The 17,539-nt window shown below is 36.4% G+C and carries 11 protein-coding genes and 1 tRNA gene; 5 read left to right on the top strand and 7 right to left on the bottom strand.

Annotation, left to right across the window (positions count from 1 at the left end; all coding sequences use genetic code 11):
• Window positions 1-434: 434 nt before the first annotated feature.
• From EKM02_RS13895 to EKM02_RS13870, 6 genes are all read right to left on the bottom strand, one after another.
• Window positions 435-839 carry a response regulator gene (locus EKM02_RS13895; protein WP_126456139.1) on the bottom strand — a complete coding sequence of 135 codons (405 nt, stop codon included), beginning with the start codon at window positions 837-839 and terminating at the stop codon, window positions 435-437.
• Between the two features lie 77 nt (window positions 840-916).
• Entirely contained in the window at window positions 917-2,182 is a 1,266-nt protein-coding gene (locus EKM02_RS13890; RefSeq protein ID WP_158614760.1) for a sensor histidine kinase, read from the bottom strand.
• Between the two features lie 552 nt (window positions 2,183-2,734).
• The gene (gene purL / locus EKM02_RS13885; RefSeq protein ID WP_126456135.1) at window positions 2,735-6,487 is read right to left on the bottom strand and encodes a phosphoribosylformylglycinamidine synthase; all 3,753 of its coding nucleotides are present in this window, start codon (window positions 6,485-6,487) and stop codon (window positions 2,735-2,737) included.
• Between the two features lie 91 nt (window positions 6,488-6,578).
• The gene (locus EKM02_RS13880) at window positions 6,579-8,414 is read right to left on the bottom strand and encodes an endonuclease (protein ID WP_126456133.1); all 1,836 of its coding nucleotides are present in this window, start codon (window positions 8,412-8,414) and stop codon (window positions 6,579-6,581) included.
• Window positions 8,415-8,810: 396 nt separating this feature from the next.
• Window positions 8,811-10,586: an endonuclease gene (locus EKM02_RS13875; protein ID WP_126456131.1), complete on the bottom strand. Its 1,776-nt coding sequence runs from the start codon at window positions 10,584-10,586 to the stop codon at window positions 8,811-8,813.
• A 151-nt stretch (window positions 10,587-10,737) separates the two neighbouring features.
• Window positions 10,738-12,264, bottom strand: coding sequence for a hypothetical protein (locus EKM02_RS13870; RefSeq protein WP_126456129.1), 1,527 nt, complete (start codon window positions 12,262-12,264; stop codon window positions 10,738-10,740).
• 115 nt (window positions 12,265-12,379) lie between these two features.
• Between EKM02_RS13870 and EKM02_RS13865 the strand changes: the two genes are divergently transcribed.
• The 4 genes from EKM02_RS13865 to EKM02_RS13850 all read left to right on the top strand — a co-directional run bounded on the left by EKM02_RS13865 (window position 12,380) and on the right by EKM02_RS13850 (window position 14,813).
• Window positions 12,380-12,817 (top strand): PaaI family thioesterase, encoded by a 438-nt coding sequence (locus EKM02_RS13865; protein ID WP_126456127.1) that lies wholly within the window; start codon window positions 12,380-12,382, stop codon window positions 12,815-12,817.
• Window positions 12,817-13,893: a chorismate-binding protein gene (locus EKM02_RS13860; RefSeq protein WP_126456125.1), complete on the top strand. Its 1,077-nt coding sequence runs from the start codon at window positions 12,817-12,819 to the stop codon at window positions 13,891-13,893. Before EKM02_RS13865 ends, EKM02_RS13860 begins: the two co-directional genes overlap by 1 nt.
• A gap of 53 nt (window positions 13,894-13,946) precedes the next feature.
• Complete coding sequence (bshB1, locus tag EKM02_RS13855; RefSeq protein WP_126456123.1) at window positions 13,947-14,663, top strand: bacillithiol biosynthesis deacetylase BshB1; 717 nt, start codon at window positions 13,947-13,949, stop codon at window positions 14,661-14,663.
• 74 nt (window positions 14,664-14,737) lie between these two features.
• Window positions 14,738-14,813 (top strand) — tRNA-His (locus EKM02_RS13850).
• A gap of 104 nt (window positions 14,814-14,917) precedes the next feature.
• Here the strand turns inward: EKM02_RS13850 and EKM02_RS13845 are convergent.
• Window positions 14,918-16,123, bottom strand: a complete 1,206-nt coding sequence (locus EKM02_RS13845) for an aminotransferase class I/II-fold pyridoxal phosphate-dependent enzyme (protein ID WP_126456121.1) — start codon at window positions 16,121-16,123, stop codon at window positions 14,918-14,920.
• A gap of 280 nt (window positions 16,124-16,403) precedes the next feature.
• On the opposite strand from EKM02_RS13845, the gene EKM02_RS13840 reads away from it, so the two are divergent.
• On the top strand, window positions 16,404-16,862 hold the full coding sequence (locus EKM02_RS13840) for an Lrp/AsnC family transcriptional regulator (protein ID WP_126456119.1): 459 nt from the start codon (window positions 16,404-16,406) through the stop codon (window positions 16,860-16,862).
• Window positions 16,863-17,539 lie beyond the last annotated feature (677 nt).

The following is a 17,539-nucleotide window of genomic DNA, read 5'->3' as shown; positions in this document are numbered from 1 at the left end:
TATAATATAGTCCAAATATAATATAAAAAAAACCAATTATCAAAATTGGCCTATATTATATTTTCGTTTGGTATAATAAAACTAATTCTAATTCATTCTCTAATCTAGTCTTTAGTTTTTATAGTTTTATTCATAGCAGAAATATTGTTTCTAGTAAAATAGTAAAAAGTAATGAAGTACTCATAGTTTTTTCGTTGTTTGCTCTCTGTTGCGGGTACAGTTTGCAAAACTGCGCTAACGATTGTGGAATATCAGCGCGGTAGGGCCAATCAGCGCGGTGATAAGAAAGGACTCAAATTAGTATTTGAACGATGAAAAGTATTCTTGCTATTGGCAATGAAGATGTTTTAAACATACTAGAGATTTGCAGTGAACCTAATCTGAAAACGTAATCTGTGTTGCAATTGGTTTAAAAGTTGATGTAAAAATAAAACTCAATTAAGAATTCCTAAAATAACTTCCATTATATTTTGGGTTGATATCGGCTTTACCAAATAACCTGACAGTGCGCTAATGCTTTTAGCTTTTAAAACATCTTTTTCATCTACAGATGAACTCACCATATAAATTACTACTGTCTTAGGCATCATATGCTTAATAAGCAGGTATTCCTCCAAAAACTCCCACCCATCCATAACAGGCATGTTTATATCTAAAAACAGAACGTCAGGAATGTTTTCCTTATTGCCCATTTCATCCTTTAGGAAATTAATTGCTTTCAAACCGTTTGAAAACACAATAATCTTATTTACTAGGTCAGTCTTTTTCAGCAAAACTGATGTAGTAAACTGATAGATATCATCATCGTCTACAATGCAAAAAGTATTTATCTTATTCATTAATGTTATTTTAAATGTTATTTTACTAAATGTTCAAAAGTCTAGTTCAATTTTTTTTTCAAAATTAACACATTTTTTTAGATTAAAGATTTATTGGCATTGAAGTAAATAATAAATTTTGTTCCTTTATCTACTTCGCTTTCAGCAAAAATGGTGCCTCCCATTGTTTCGACTTGATTCTTAGTGATGAACAAGCCTGTACCTTTCGCATCAGGATGCTCGTGAAATGTTTTATTTAGTCCAAAAAGTTTTGCTCCGTACCTTTCTAGATTAATACCCATTCCATTGTCTTGGCAAGTTAAGGTAATCATTCCATCTTCATTGATGTACGATTTAAAAATAATTTGCGGTGCTCTTTTTGGAGATCTATATTTAATCGCATTAGTTAATAAGTTTAAAAAAATGCTTTCAAGGTAAATTTTGGGATAATTAATTTTCTCACAAGCATTGAAATCGTAAGTAATAGTGGAAGCCGTTTCCTTAATCTGCATTTCCAGATTGATTATATGCTTTGATACAATATCTTGAAAGAAAAGTTCTTCTTTCGGTATTTCAGTATCTTGTCGTATTCGAACAACATTCGTCAAATCCATTACCGTAGCAGAAAGATTTTCAAAGGCGATGTTGATTTTTTCAAGGAACATGTTTCGCATTTCATCATCTGTCTCGTCTTTCAGTAGATTTAACAAAGCGGCTAAATTGGCAACTGGTGATCTTAAATTATGTGAAACGATATACGTAAAATCTTCTAATATCTTCCTTTTTTTCTCAATCCGATCTGCCAAAAGCTCGAGATTATCAATATTACGTTTAAGTTCTAACTCATACAGTTTCTGATGCGTAATTTCTCTGGTTATTGTTAAGACATCTTCAGGCATTTCACCCGCTTGCTTTTCAAGCGGTATGATTGATAGTTGAAAATAGTTATATTGATTGATATTAGCATAAGTTTCAAATTCAAACGTTTCGGTTTTATTTGTATTGAAAGCGGATTCAACGTGACGAATGAATGATTCATTTATCTGGTTATCAACTTCCCACTGAACTTCCCGCATATTCTTCCCAATAATATTTTCAGCTTCCATGTTCCGTACTTTGCTAATCGAATCATTGATGAATTGATAGGTTAAATTTTTGTCTATACGCGTAATGATATCCGGATTACTATTTACTAGTGTCTTGAATTGATTCTCACTGATTGATAACTTTTGGTAGGCAATGGCTAAGTCTTTCGTTTGTTCTTCAATGATTAGCTGCAAATCTGCGGGCGATCGATATTGTAATGCTTTTGGAAGGAAGCGGTAAAGCACAAAAACAGTAATCCAAGATATCAATGCGGTCATGCTCAAGACTATTGCATTTAGCCGGTATAACGGAATCCAAAATATAATAGCGTCCACAATATGCGTAGTGCCACAAAACAAGATGAATAGAATAAAGCATATGAACACCCTATTGTATATTTTTTCTTTCCTTTTTTTGAGAAATTTAAATAGGAGGATCGGGATAGACAGGTAGGCTACTCCAATGGCGATGTTTGCCATAATGTAAAGCCAACCGAGCGTTTCTGACCACTGCCCACAAATCCATCGAGGCATAAAGCCACCAGAGCTGAAAAGATTTTCTACGATTTCAAAAATTTCATTCATCTTAACTATTTATTTTTTTTGTCCTATCAGCATTCTAGTATCAAAGTATCGAGGGTATAACTAACCATTTTCCATATAACGTTTTAGTGGCTTGCCCATAACTCGTTTATCGGAGAAGGTTTGTTTCACTTTGTCTATTTTCAAATATATTAAAATTTTCTTACAAATCATCAAAAGGGCTTTTAAATTAATTCTACAAAAAAAACGTTCCTTTTCAGGAACGCTTTAATATGGTAAATCAAAAAATTATTGTTTATCCACCCATTTTCTGGCATTGACAAAAGCTTCATGCCAAGGCGAAACTTCATCGTCTCTATCTTTTGGATAATGTGCCCAGTTCCATTGAAATGTAGAGCGCTCAATGTGTGGCATCATTACTAAATGTCGTCCTGTTTTGTCGCAAAGCATGGCCGTATTGTAATCCGATCCGTTTGGATTAGCAGGATAACCTTCATAGGCATATTTAGAAACAATAGTATAATTTTCTTCCCCCATTGGCAAGTTGAATTTTCCTTCGCCATGCGAAACCCAAACTCCAAGCGTACTTCCTACTAATGAAGAAAGCATCACTGAATTGTTTTCCTGTATAGTCACTGATGTAAAAATACTTTCGTGTTTATGACTTTCGTTGTGTAGCATTTTTCCGTGTACGTCATGCTCCGGATTAATGACTTCCAGTTCCATGAACAATTGACAACCGTTGCAGATTCCAACAGACAAGGTGTCGTCTCTTTTGAAGAAATTGTCTAAAGCTGTTTTTGCCTTTTCATTGTATAAAAATGCTCCCGCCCAACCTTTGGCAGAACCCAATACATCTGAATTCGAGAATCCACCAACCGCGCCAATAAATTGAATGTCTTCCAAGGTTTCACGACCTGAAATTAAATCGGTCATGTGAACATCTTTTACATCAAAACCGGCTAGGTACATGGAATTTGCCATTTCGCGTTCCGAATTACTTCCTTTTTCACGGATAATAGCTGCTTTAGGACGCGGTTTAGAAGCATCAATTACAGGTTTTTTTCCTGTAAAATGTGCAGGGAAAGTATAGTGTAACGCTTGATTTTTATAATTATCAAAACGCGCTTGAGCCATTCCGTTCTTCGATTGTTTTTGGTCTAATAAAAAAGAAGTTTTGAACCAAATATCTCTGTATTTAGCGATGTCGAAAGTCAAAGTTTCAAGAGAAGAACTGATTATTTCCAGTTTGGCTTCCTCTCCTTCCGGCAGGGCTGGGGAGGGGATTCCTAATTTATAGAAAGAAACGTTATTTTCTTTTAATTTGGATTCCACTTCAGCATCCGATTTTGCTTGGAAAACAATTCCGATATTTTCAGCAAAAAGATATTTGATGATGTCTTTTTCTTCGAATCCCGAAGCTTCGGGAGAGAAATCTATTTTAGCTCCCAAATTCACATCGGCAAAACACATTTCTAATAAAGTCGTAATCAAACCACCACTTCCAATATCGTGTCCTGCAAGAATATTGTTTTCTAAAATTAATTCTTGAATGGTATTGAACGCTCTTTTGAAAAATGCAGCGTCTTTAATCGTTGGTACTTCTTGTCCAATAGTGTTCAACGTTTGTGCAAACGAAGAACCGCCTAATTTGAAATCATCTTGTGATAAATTAATGTAATAAATAGAACCGCCATCTCTTTGTAAAACAGGCTCTACTACTTTTCTAATATCGGTACAATTTCCACCTGCTGAAATAATCACCGTTCCCGGCGCAATTACTTCTTCATTTGGATATTTTTGTTTCATAGAAAGAGAATCTTTTCCGGTTGGAATATTGATTCCCAATTCGATTGCAAAATCCGAACAGGCTTGAACAGCTGCGTATAAACGGGCGTCTTCGCCTTCGTTTTTACACGCCCACATCCAGTTTGCCGAAAGTGAAATTCCGTCTAATCCGTCTTTTATTGGTGCCCAAACAATGTTTGATAAAGATTCAGCAATGGCAGTTCTTGTTCCTGCCACCGGATCAATTAATGAAGCAATAGGCGAGTGCCCAATCGAAGTGGCAACTCCTTCTATTCCTTGATAATCCAAGGCCATTACGCCACAATTATTCAAAGGCAATTGCAAGGGTCCGGCATTTTGTTGTTTGGCAACTTTACCACCCACACAACGGTCTACTTTATTGGTCAACCAGTCTTTACAAGCTACAGCTTCCAATTGAAGTACCTGCTCTAAATAGGTTGAAATGTTTTTCTTGTCGTACCTTAAATCAGTATACTTTCTTTCAATTGTTTTGTCTGTCATAACCACTTTTGGAGAACTTCCAAAAAAGTCTTCTAAAGCGAAATCCATTGGTTTAGCTCCTGTTGATTTTGATTGAAAAGTAAAACGGTGATCTCCGGTTACGTCTCCCACTTGGTACATTGGAGCACGTTCCCGATCCGCAATTTTTTGTAATAAATCAATATTTTCTTTCGCAATAATCAATCCCATTCTTTCCTGAGATTCGTTACCAATGATTTCTTTTGCCGAAAGGGTAGGATCTCCTACAGGCAATTTGTCTAAATCAATTAATCCACCGGTATCTTCCACTAATTCCGAAAGACAGTTTAAATGTCCGCCAGCACCGTGATCGTGAATGGAGACAATTGGATTGATATCGCTTTCTACCAAACCACGAATGGCATTCGCAGCACGTTTTTGCATTTCTGGATTCGAACGTTGGATGGCGTTCAACTCAATTCCTGAACTGAAAGCTCCGGTATCTGCTGAAGAAACTGCAGCTCCACCCATTCCAATTCTATAATTTTCACCACCAAGTATCACAATTTTATCGCCTGTTTGTGGTTTTTTCTTAATCGCTTGATCTAATTTTCCGTACCCAATTCCGCCCGCTTGCATAATTACTTTGTCGTACCCTAATTTTCGACCCGTCACACTGAGCGTATCGAAGTGCTCGTGTTCGAAAGTCAAGATAGAACCTGTAATTAACGGTTGTCCAAATTTATTCCCAAAATCAGAAGCTCCGTTGGACGCTTTGATCAAAATATCCATTGGCGTTTGATACAACCATTTTCTTTCGGCCATACCATTTTCCCAAGGTCTGCTACCCTGAGCGGAGTCGAATGGGGCTTCTAAACGAGAGTAGGAAGTCATGTAAACTGCAGTTCCTGCCATTGGCAAAGAACCTTGTCCACCTGCTAAACGGTCCCGGATTTCTCCACCAGAACCAGTTGCAGCTCCGTTGAAAGGCTCTACCGTTGTTGGGAAATTATGTGTTTCTGCTTTTAATGAAATAACCGAATCAAATTCTTTGACTTCATAAAAATCAGGTTTATCAGCGCTTTTTGGAGCAAATTGTTGTACCCTAGGCCCTTTTACAAAAGCAACGTTATCTTTGTAAGCCGAGACAATATCGTTCGGATTTTCTTGGGATGTTTTCTTGATTAATTTGAATAAAGAAGATTCTTTTTCTTCCCCGTCAATGATGAATTTTCCATTGAAAATCTTGTGACGACAGTGTTCTGAATTGGCTTGTGAAAAACCAAAAATCTCAGAATCTGTTAGTTTTCGCCCTAATTTAAGCGCTAGATTATCTAAATATGCTACTTCTTCCGGACTCAAAGACAATCCTTCTTGTTTGTTGTAAGCAGCAATATCATCGATGTCCAAAATAGCTTCCGGAAGTACATTAATAGTAAAAATATCTTGATTCAATTCGCTGTACTTTTGCGAAAGCATCGGGTCAAAATCAGAAAAATCAGCGGTCGCTTTATGAAATTCCTCGATTCTAATGATGCCGGATATTCCCATGTTTTGGGTGATTTCCACAGCATTAGTACTCCAAGGGGTTATCATTGTGGCGCGAGGACCAACAAAAAAATCCGTCAGTACGGATTTTTCTATTTTATTTGAATTGGCAAAAAGCCAGTTGAGTCTTGAAATGTCTTGAGCTGACATTTCGACTTCGCTCAATGCGTTTTGCGTATGTACGGCATAAACAGTCTTGCTTTGGTTTTCAAAGAAATGGATCATTGTTATGTAGTTTGTTGTATTGCGGTGCAAATTTAGTCAATTAAGATTAAATTTGGAGTAAAAAAAAAGCGGCAATTTGCCGCTTTGTTAATTAGTTGATTATTAATTTCTTGAGGACTGAATTGGAATCAATAGTCACTCGAACCAAGTACGTTCCTTTTACACTATTTGGCAGCGTAATTTCTGATTTGGTGCTATTTTCGTCGCTGTAAATTTTCTGACCAATTATAGAATAAATTTCGATAGCATACCTTTTATTCGAATTATTGATAGAGAAAGTTCCATTGGATGGATTTGGATAGAGGGCAATATCATTTATATCTAAAGCCACACTGGTTTTTGGTGTTTTTTCAATCGTACGACTTCCTAAATTGTTACACGTATCTGATGTAAAGGAACCCCATTGGGTTGTTTTATTAAAAGTAGTTGTTGGTGCCGTAACGGTAGCTTTTCTCCTCAGGGTTTGATCTGCCGCAAAGTTTGCAGTTCCACCGTTAAAAGTTCCAATGATATCAATTAAGACGCCATTTTTGAATAAACCTACAGCATCATTCCCATTAAAAGTCATTTCAGTTGCTGATGTAGAAAGGTTTGCTGAGCTTGTAGGATAACAACTAGACGCCATTAAACTATTTACGATTGTGAATTTACTACCGGTATTCAACGTTCCTGCTAACGATAGTCCAGTGCTCCATGAACCAGAACCATTCGTTTGTTTTTTGATGATGTAAATCGATAAGTTGATTGCTGCGCCAGTTGCATTTGAAATTTCCAAAGCTTTATTGTTTGAAGAGCCTTCAATATATTCTGAAAATAATAAATCTGTTGCAGTTGAACCACTTACTGCAGCAGTTGTCACATTCACCGTGTTACTTGGGCCAGAGATATTTCCTGCAGCATCTTTAGCTTTTACCGAGAAAGAGTAGGTAGTAGAAGCGGTTAGCCCGGTGATAGTGGTTGTTGTTCCGGTTGTGGTTGTTTTTAAAGCATTGTTCATATACACATTATAGCCAGTTACTCCACTATTATCAGTAGAAGCCGTCCAGCTTAATGAAACGGAATTTGATGTTGTTCCGCTAGCAACTAAATTTGCTGGAGTAGTTGGGGCTTGTGCATCAGCGCTTGGGTTCCAAATTGCCTGTACATACTCAGGATGATCAATATAAGGATTCCTATTGTTTTGAGAATTATCAATGGCATTGTTGCGATCAATTTCTCTAGTGCTGACAGGATCTTGGTTGTGCCAAGTAATCAATACGTTTAAAAAAGCGGTCGTGAACACTTGATTACTCGATCCATTGAACATTGCATAGGAATAACCAGCAACTGTATTTTCATAACGGGTGGCAAAATAAAAATACATTCGGGCAATATCGCCTTTGAATTCATTGATAGGTTCAAAAATAGGTCCTGAATAACCAGAAGTTGTACTCGTTCCAAGTTTACTTCCGTTTAAGGAAGTCCAAGACGCTGAAGTCACCGGTCCATGCGGATAATTAGAACGCTGACCGTTTACTTTTCCGTCAGTAGGCGTGATGAAATGGGCATCTGAAACCATTGGGGCTGCAGAACCAAAAGTAGATTGCGGAATGATGTGTTCTCTATTATAGCAATCGCCTTCTACGCTGTAATTTCCGCATCTTTGGGTTGTTCCGGCGGAGTAGTTATAAGGGTCTGTTCCGGTAGGATTTTCAGAATACATGTCTAAAATTGTGGCGTCATTTTCAAAGTAATAATCCCTATCCGAGGTTTGATATATGGTGTATAAACCGCCATATCCGTTATCCGTATGCCCTTTGATGACGTTGTATAATTGTGTTTTGAGTGTGTAGCCAGTTCCTGTGGCGGTGTTGTAATAACCACTTGGTATTTGGGCTATCGTTGCTGTGACTAACAGTAATAATAATGCAGAGTAGATTTTTTTCATATGTAGATAATATTTGTTTTTTATAGGAATATGGTATCGCCAGATCTTCATTGGTGTTTGAGACAGCTTCTGTCATGGCGATTTCATAATTTAAATTTGTTTTGGTTATTGGGGTTAGTCTCAGCATTCCAATGGGAAAATATTGAAGACTCGCAAATTTATAACTTTTATGACGGTATATGTTAAGAAATTATGAAGGTATCTGTACTTTTAGTACCATAATTAGTAGCATTTGAAGTACAACAAGTTGCATTTTTTTTAGAAAAATAAACAGGAAACCTGTAGCGCTAAGTTGTAAAGGAGCTAAAAATTTTCTTTTTATGTATATATCAAGCCTAAAATAAAACAAAAAAAGCGGCAATAGATGCCGCTTTGAAGGAATGGTTCGTGCTTAAATTAGTTTACAATTAGTTTTTTAGTAACTGATTTAGAATCGTTGGTTATTTTAATTAAATAAACTCCTTTTTGAAGATTGTTAACCGCTGCAGAAGAACTGTTGGTATACTCTTTTTCAAAAACTTTTTGTCCTAATACTGAAAATACTTGAACCGAGTATTTTTCATTTGAATTATTGAAATTTATTTTGATATTTCCATTGGATGGATTGGGATAAATTTCAAAACTTTTTGTTTCTAATTCATTAACTCTAAGTGAAGCGGCACAAGTCCAAGAAAGATCATCAAATCGAACACGATTTGATGCTGTGCTGTTTCCAGAAAGGGTAATGCTCACATTCCCAGTTACATTGATGTTTGGTATTGTTGTCGTTGTTGCAGTACTGCTGTAAGGGATAGTGCCAACTTCTATTCCATTGACATTCAGTTTAAAAGATCCTGCAGATCCAGAAAAAATAAGTTGGGTGGTAACTGTCAAATCCTTGATGCCGTTAGCAACAGATGAAGAGGTAAGAGCGCCATTTCGAATTGTAATTGCTCTTGAATTTAATGTTTGGTCGGTACGAGAATCAGTAGAGGTCCATGTTATTCCTGAGTTAGTCCACGTTTGTGTAGCATAAGAACTTGCATTTGCAGGAATAGTTTGAAAATCTTCAGAGGCACAAAAAGTGGTACCGGCAGCTGGTGCTTTAGTGGTTCCATTTACTGATGTACTGGCAACCGAAGAATTTCTTTCAGCATCTCTGGTTATAATATAAAAGGAATAAGTGGTAGATGCAACTAAACCGTTTACTGTAGCAGTTAACCCTGTTTCGGTAGATTTTAATGTACCGTTTACATAAACATCATAACCGGTAACACCAACATTATCTGTTGCTGCTGTCCATGTTAGAGTAGCCGAGTTTGATGTGGTACTAGTTACTGTCAAATTTGTTGCAGCTGTTGGAGATTCTGTATCGGCAGGTTGTGTAGTCCAAACTGATGCTACATAACTTGGATTGTCAATGTAAGGATTTCTATTGTTCTGGCGCGCATAAATAGCGTTGTTACGGGCAATTTCTCTGGCACTTACCGGATCTTGATTGTGCCAAGCCAGCAGTTGATTTAAAAATGCGGTGGTAAATACTTTACTAGTTGAATTATTGAACATTGGATAATTGTATCCGGCAACTGTATTTTCATAACGAGTGGCAAAATAGAAATACATACGGGCAATATCCCCTTTGAATTCATCTATTGGTTCAAAAACAGGACCTGTATACCCTGCTGTTGTACTGGCTCCAAGTTTACTTCCGTTAAGGGTAGTTTGAGTAGCGGTTGCTACTACAGAATGCGGGTAATTAGATCGGATTCCATTTACTTCTCCGTCAGTAGGCGTTATGAAATGCGCATCAGAAACCATAGGTAAGGCTTCGCTGAATATAGATTGTGGTATAATGTGTTCTCGATTGTAACAATCTCCTTCTTTTGCGTAACCACTGCTTCCGCATCGTTGCGTAGTTGCAATAGTGTATGTGTATGGATCAGCTCCGGCAGGATTTTCAGAGTACATATCTAAAACTGTTCCGTCCTTTTCAAAGAAATTATCAATATCGGAAGTTTCATAAGTTACATATAATTCTGCATACGTTTTTACTGTATGGTCTTTGATGATGTTGTATAATTGAGTTTTCAACGTGTAGCCCGTTCCTGTGGCATTGGTATAATATCCTGCTGGCGCTTGCGCAAAACCTGCCGTGAAAAGAAATAAAAAGAGAAGTGAGTAGATTTGTTTCATAGTCTGATAATAGATTAAATTGATTTTAAAATAGATTGGATATTCCAGTTAAATTTTTGATAAAACTACTCTTTAAATCGGTGTATCAGGTTACTAAATAGTTAATTATAGGATGCGTTTTGTCTTAGTTTGTGTTGTCATTCAAAGTTGTTTATTTTGGGAATACTTTGTTTTGATATGCGCCTAAATCGGGGGGTAAACTTCTGGTGTTTCCTGTAATATCTAACGGAATCAGGTATGTCGTATTCCCTTTTGCGAAAGCAGCCGAAGTTTCGTTAATATTAAATTTGTTCTGTACTATATTAAAGAATTTTGGATCCTTGTTCAAAAGGATCGCATTGTAATGTGCCGTATCCGTACTGAATTGATAATCAGGATTCGTTGCAAATTGATTCGATGTGTTATCAAATTTAATCAGGCAATTATTAAATTGGTATTCAAAAGTGGCTCCCGTTTTCTTGTTTAAACTCATTTCGTTTGAATAGGAACCGTAAATAATGCAGTTGTTAAAAGTTGCTCCGGTTAAATCTTTCACTTCTGGAATTGCTCCCAAAATATAATTACTTACCAAAACCGCCACTTGTTGCGAACTGTTCCAGTTGTTATTGAATGTGGAATGTGTAAAGGAATAATTTCCGCCATAGGTGCAGGCTAAACTGGCTAATCCGGCATTATTAATAACTACGTTTTTTCCATTTATTTTTGCGGTCTGCGCCAAAATTCCAAAGGTACTGCTGTTGTAAATTTGAGTGTTTTTGATAGAAACCGTACTGCCATCATTATTTTGAATCAATAATCCGATAGTGGCATTTTTAATCGTCAGGTGATTCAATATGTTATTTGTACTGCCATCAGTAAGCCAAATGGTTCCCCATTGTCCCGGAACATCCGAAAAATTAGTTTCTAATCGGTCGCCTTCAAAAATGACTTCGTTTTCCAGTTTATCCGTAATAGATACTGTTCCATTAATATTAATGGAGGCTTTATTGGCTACAATAAGCCCAGAATTAGCATGGAAATGAACTCGGGTTCCCGCCTCAAAAGTGGCCGTTTTATTCGAAGGAATCGCTGCATAGCCATAAATCACATAGGGTTTGTCATTCGAAAACTGTAACTCATTTCCATTTATAGGATCGTTTTCATCCAGATAAAAACCATCTATTTTTTGATCTCCAATAGGTAATGTTTCAGTGGTTCCATCAGCAAAACGGGATGGATACAAGAAAATAGCGTCTTGAATTAGCGTTACCAGTTCCACATTTTGAAGGTTTTCGCCACTGTCAAACTGAATTTGATCGGTGTATAAAAAATCGCTTGGGTTAGCATCAGCGATATTAACAGTTGTTTCGATGAAAATATACAAACTGTCTTTGGCTAAAAGGGTCACATTGTTGAAAATTTTACCGTTCGTTCCCTGCATTCCGTCAACGGTCATTCGGTATTTAGAACTTAATCCTTTTCCTAATTTAATACTAGGAATGCTGATGTCATTTTTACTTTTGTTGAATACTTTGAGTCGGTACGTGCTGGAACCAATGTTTGAGAAAACAGTGTCGAGATAAATTGTATCCTTAGAAAATGTTAAATCACCGGTGCTGGCTACGGTCTCAAAATCAGATCGGCAGGAACAAATGGAGAATACTATTCCAATAAAAAGCAGGACTATTTTGGCACGCATCTAGTTGTATTTTTTGTAAAAATAAGAAAAATCTATTTCGAAATCAGAATAACAATTGTAATTACTATTTTGTGACTTATCTTTTATTTAATTTTACATTTTTAAAGCCAATAATATGACATTCGATAAAGAAAAAATACTTCAATATTGCAATCACGTGTCTAAAAACACCTTAATGCAAACATTGAATATTGAATATACTGATGCAGGAGAAGATTTTTTAGTAGCCACAATGCCCGTTAATCCATCCGTACATCAGCCAATGGGATTGTTGCATGGTGGTGCTTCAGTAGCTTTAGCAGAAAGCGTGGGCAGTGCCGCTTCTATGCTGTATGTGAATTCTGAGCTAAGTGAAGTGCGCGGAATCGAGATTTCAGCCAATCATTTGAAAGCAAAGCGGGACGGAATTGTAACGGCAACAGCCCGAATCGTGCACAAAGGGCGAAGCATTCATCTTTGGGAAATACGAATTACGGATGAAAATAATATCTTAATATCGCTTTGTAAATTGACTAATATGATTTTGCCAAAAAGAAAAAGCGAAAACAAATAATGGAAGCAATTATAGCTAAAGCCAAAAAACAGTTTCAGCAAAAACTACCTTTTGTTTTGTATTGTAAGCCTGATTCATCTGAACTTATTGGTTTTTTTCAACAAAATAATACGTTATTTTCAGTAGTTGATTTTACCGAAAAAGGGTTTGTTTTTGCCTCTTTTGATGGAGCAAAAACGCATTTGATTCCTGAAAATGAATCGGAAATGGTGCGGGTTACTTTGGAAAAAAAAGAAAATGCTATTTCTAAAAATGAATTTACGATTGTAGATGCCTTGGCGAAAAATAATTTTGAAGCTTTAGTTTTCAAAGGGATTCAGTCCATAAAGAATAACGAATGTAATAAAGTTGTGCTTTCCAGAAAAGAAACCGTTGAAATAGCAGATTTTGATTTGGTTTCCACTTTCGAAAAATTAGTACAGCTTTATCCTTCTACTTTTGTGTATTGTTTTTATCATCCAAAAATTGGAACTTGGTTGGGCGCTACACCGGAGCAATTACTGAAAGCAACTGAAGCCGTTTTTGAGACGATTTCTTTGGCGGGCACGCAGAAAGATTTGGGGTTATCCGAAATTACTTGGCACAAAAAAGAAAAAGAAGAACAGCAGTTTGTAACGGATTATATTGTTTCAAAACTGGAAAGTGTGGCTTCCAGAGTTTTGGTGACGGAGCCTTACAGCGTCAAAGCGGGAAGTATCTGGCATATAAAAACGGATATTTCTGGACGTTTGAATTCTGATTCCAGCTTGCAAAAAGTAATTCAGTTATTGCATCCCACACCCGCCGTTTGTGGGTTACCAAAAGAAAGAGCTAAAGCTTTTATTTTAGAGAACGAGCAGTATGACAGGAGTTTTTACACCGGTTTTCTGGGGGAATTAAACAGCAGTTTTACTAGTAATACCGTAAGTTCTGATTTGTTTGTAAATTTGCGGTGCATGCAAATTGATTTTGATTCGAATCTCGCATTGACTAGCGCATATTTGTATATGGGTTGTGGCATCACAAAAGATAGCGTCCCTGAAAAAGAGTGGGAGGAAAGCGTCCATAAATCAATGACAATGAAAAAAGTATTGTAAATAATAGAGAGAAGGCGTGTTCGCATAACTTCTAATAAAATAAACAGAAAATAATGAAATTAGATATATTGGCTTTTGGTGCGCATCCTGATGATGTAGAGTTGGGTTGTGCGGGAACCATTTTAAAAGAAATATCCTTAGGGAAAACAGTTGGAATTATTGATTTGACACGTGGTGAATTAGGGACTCGCGGTTCCGCTGATATCAGAGATCAGGAGGCGAATGCTGCTGCAAAAATACTGGGTGTTTCAGTGCGTGAGAATTTAAAAATGCGGGATGGCTTTTTTGTCAATGACGAAAAACACCAATTAGAAATTATACAAATGATTCGCAAGTACCAGCCGGAAATTATTTTGTGCAATGCTATTGATGACCGCCATATTGATCATGCAAAAGGAAGTGAATTGGTGTCTGATGCTTGTTTTTTATCCGGGTTGATCAAGATAGAAACTTCATTAGCAGGCGAAAAGCAAGCGCCTTGGCGGCCAAAAATTGTCTACCATTACATTCAATGGAAAAATATAGAGCCGGATTTTGTAGTCGACATTACAGGTTTTACCGATAAAAAAATTGAAGCAATTTTAGCCTACAGTTCCCAGTTTTATGATGCCAACTCAAAGGAACCGGAATCCCCAATAACAAGCAAAAACTTTCTGGAAAGCCTGAATTATCGCTCCAGAGATTTAGGAAGGATTGCAGGACTGGATCATGCAGAAGGTTTTACGACTGAAAGATATTTGGCAGTCAATAGCTTAGCAGATTTGATCTAATTTCCATGTAATTTTTTGAAATAAATATTTGCAGAAATAAACTTATATCGTATATTTGCAACCTCTAAGCAAATGGTGGTTGTAGCTCAGTTGGTTAGAGCATCGGTTTGTGGTACCGAGGGTCGCGGGTTCGAGCCCCGTCTTCCACCCAGAAAGCAAAAGCTTCGAAGAAATTCGAAGCTTTTTTTGTGTTTTCTAGTTTTCCTTAAAAATGATAGGCGGCTAAAGGATAATCATTCTATGACTATGGCTCCTTATTTTAGCAGATTTAATTCCATCATACAGGCCTTCATACTTTGATATGTTCTTTCAATATCATTGTCTAATCCGATAGAAAACCGAATCAAACCGTCTGTCAATCCCATTTCAATTTGTTCCTCCAAAGGGATTTCGCTGGAAGTTGAGGTTCCCGGCGCGCTGAATAAGGTTTTATAAAAGCCTAAACTCACCGCCAGATACCCTAGATTTTTGGCCTGCATCAACTCCATCAAAGCATTGGCTTTCACCAAAGTTCCAACATCCAGTGTCATCATCCCGCCAAAACCATATTCAGGATTAATCATGCTTTTATAGATCTCATGACTGGGATGGCTTTTTAACCCCGGATAGACTGTTTTGATTCCGTCTTTTTCAAAACGTTCCGCCAGATACATCGCATTATGGCTGTGCTGTTTCATCCTGATGTGCAGCGTACGCAAGTTTTTCATCACACTGGCAGATCGCAGACTATCCATCGTTGGCCCCAATAACATGCTGGCTCCACTGTTTACATTTTTTAAACTATCAATAAATTCCTGAGAGGCGCATGTTACTCCGCCCACCGTATCACTGCTTCCGTTGATGTATTTTGTCAAACTGTGAATCACAATATCAGCTCCTAATTTAGCAGGCGAAACGGATAGTGGCGAAAAAGTATTATCAACAACTAATTTCAAATTATGTCTTTTTGCAATTTTTGATAAACCTTCAATATCAGCCACTTCCAATAAAGGATTGCTCACTGTCTCACAATACAAAACTTTAGTTTCAGCAGTAATAGCAGCCTCTACAAGTTCAAGTTTTGTGATGTCAACAAATGTGGTTTTGATACCTAATCTAGGTGTAAAATTCTTCAGGAATGCATACGTTCCGCCATAAATGGTTCTGCTAGAAACAATATGGTCGCCGGAACCGCACAATTGCAACAAAGTGGGCGTAATCGCTCCCATTCCGGATGCCGAAACGTTCGCTGTTTCCGTGCCTTCCATGGCTGCCAAGGCTTTGTCCAGGTATAAATTACTCGGTGAGGAATGACGTGAATACAAATAACAGCCTTCCATATTGCCTTCAAAAGTATCGAACATCGTTTTTGCCGATAAAAAAGTGTAGGTTGAGGAGTCAGAAATAGAGGGATTCACACCACCAAATTCGCCAAAGTACTGCAAATCCTGAATGTTGTCTGCGGGATTGAAATTTTTCATAATTATTTTTTATTGTTATTTGAAGCTATTCCTGCTATTCACTCTATCTTTTACTTTTTAAAGAAAAAAGTAAAAGGATGCCGTTGCTATCAGGGCTTGGACATTCCGGTATGTCAAGAAATCCTATTCAAAATAAAATATTTTAAGATTAAAAATCAATAGTCTGTAGTTTTATTAGATTATAAAACTATATAACACTAAATAATTAATTTTTTTTACTAAATTAGTTCGGTAATCAGGATTTTTATAGATTATCTATCAATTTGAAATTTGCAACACAATGACATTAGATTCAACAGACAAAAAATTACTTTTTTTATTGCAAACAGATAGTAAGAAAACAACCAAAGAATTGTCCTTAAAACTCAATCTTTCCGTTACTGCCGTTTATGAACGCATTAAAAAATTAGAAAGAGAAGGGGTTATTGACAAGTATGTTGCGCTGATTAATCGCTCCAAAGCCGAGAAAGGATTTGTGGTTTTTTGTCACCTCAAATTGATACAGCATACCAAAGAGTTTCTCACGAAGTTCGAAAGTGAAGTGGTGAAACTAAAAGAAGTTTTAGAATGTCATCATGTGAGCGGTGATTATGATTATATCTTGAAAATTGTGGTAAAAGATATGGAAGCTTATCGAGAGTTTTTAGTAACGAAACTAACGACATTACAACATATAGGAAGTACGCACAGCACATTTATGATTAGCGAAGTAAAAAGCACGACTGTCGTTGATATATAAATGTTGATTGTTTTAATGGTATTAAATAATTAAATGTTGAATGAATCATTTGTCCCATGAAAACTAAAGAAATTAGACAAAAGGGTATTGTGAATTTTGGAAAACTTATCCAGGATGATTCAAAATTAGTCGTTTTGGAAGGAATATTTGACGCTATTTTAAACTGAGAAAAAGCTTCCCTAGTTTCGGATAATCAGTATCAAAAAGTAGAAGAAGCCAGAACCGTCTACCATTCCGGGAATAGTTTATCAACTTCTTGGGAAGATTTGGAGAAGCAATTAAATGCTAAATATGGTTTTTAAAATAGTTATTTCAAAATTAGCAGAAATTGAAATAATTGAGGCTATTGAAATTTATGAAAGTAAAAAAAGGGATTAGGCAAAGTTTTTTTTGCTTAAGCAATAAGAATAAAACAATGTTGCATTTTTTTTACCATATAAGCCATGTAAGTTTAAGTTTCGATTATGTTAGCCTTATGTAACTATAACAATCATAAGGTCATTTAAGGTTTAATTCTTATATGATTTATATGTTAAATATTATTTCACTCATTTTTTAGTATGTCATTAAATAATTCCAACTACTTATCTTAAAAGATATTATGCTTGTCCGTATTAACACCTAATTATTTTGTATCTTTAAAATCTAAACAGATTTGATATGAATATTTTAGATTT

The organism is Flavobacterium sp. RSP49 (assembly GCF_003968735.1).
Classification (GTDB): Bacteria; Bacteroidota; Bacteroidia; order Flavobacteriales; family Flavobacteriaceae; genus Flavobacterium.
The sequence above is the reverse complement of the archived record's forward strand: the minus strand, read 5'-3'. Positions and strand labels throughout refer to the sequence as shown.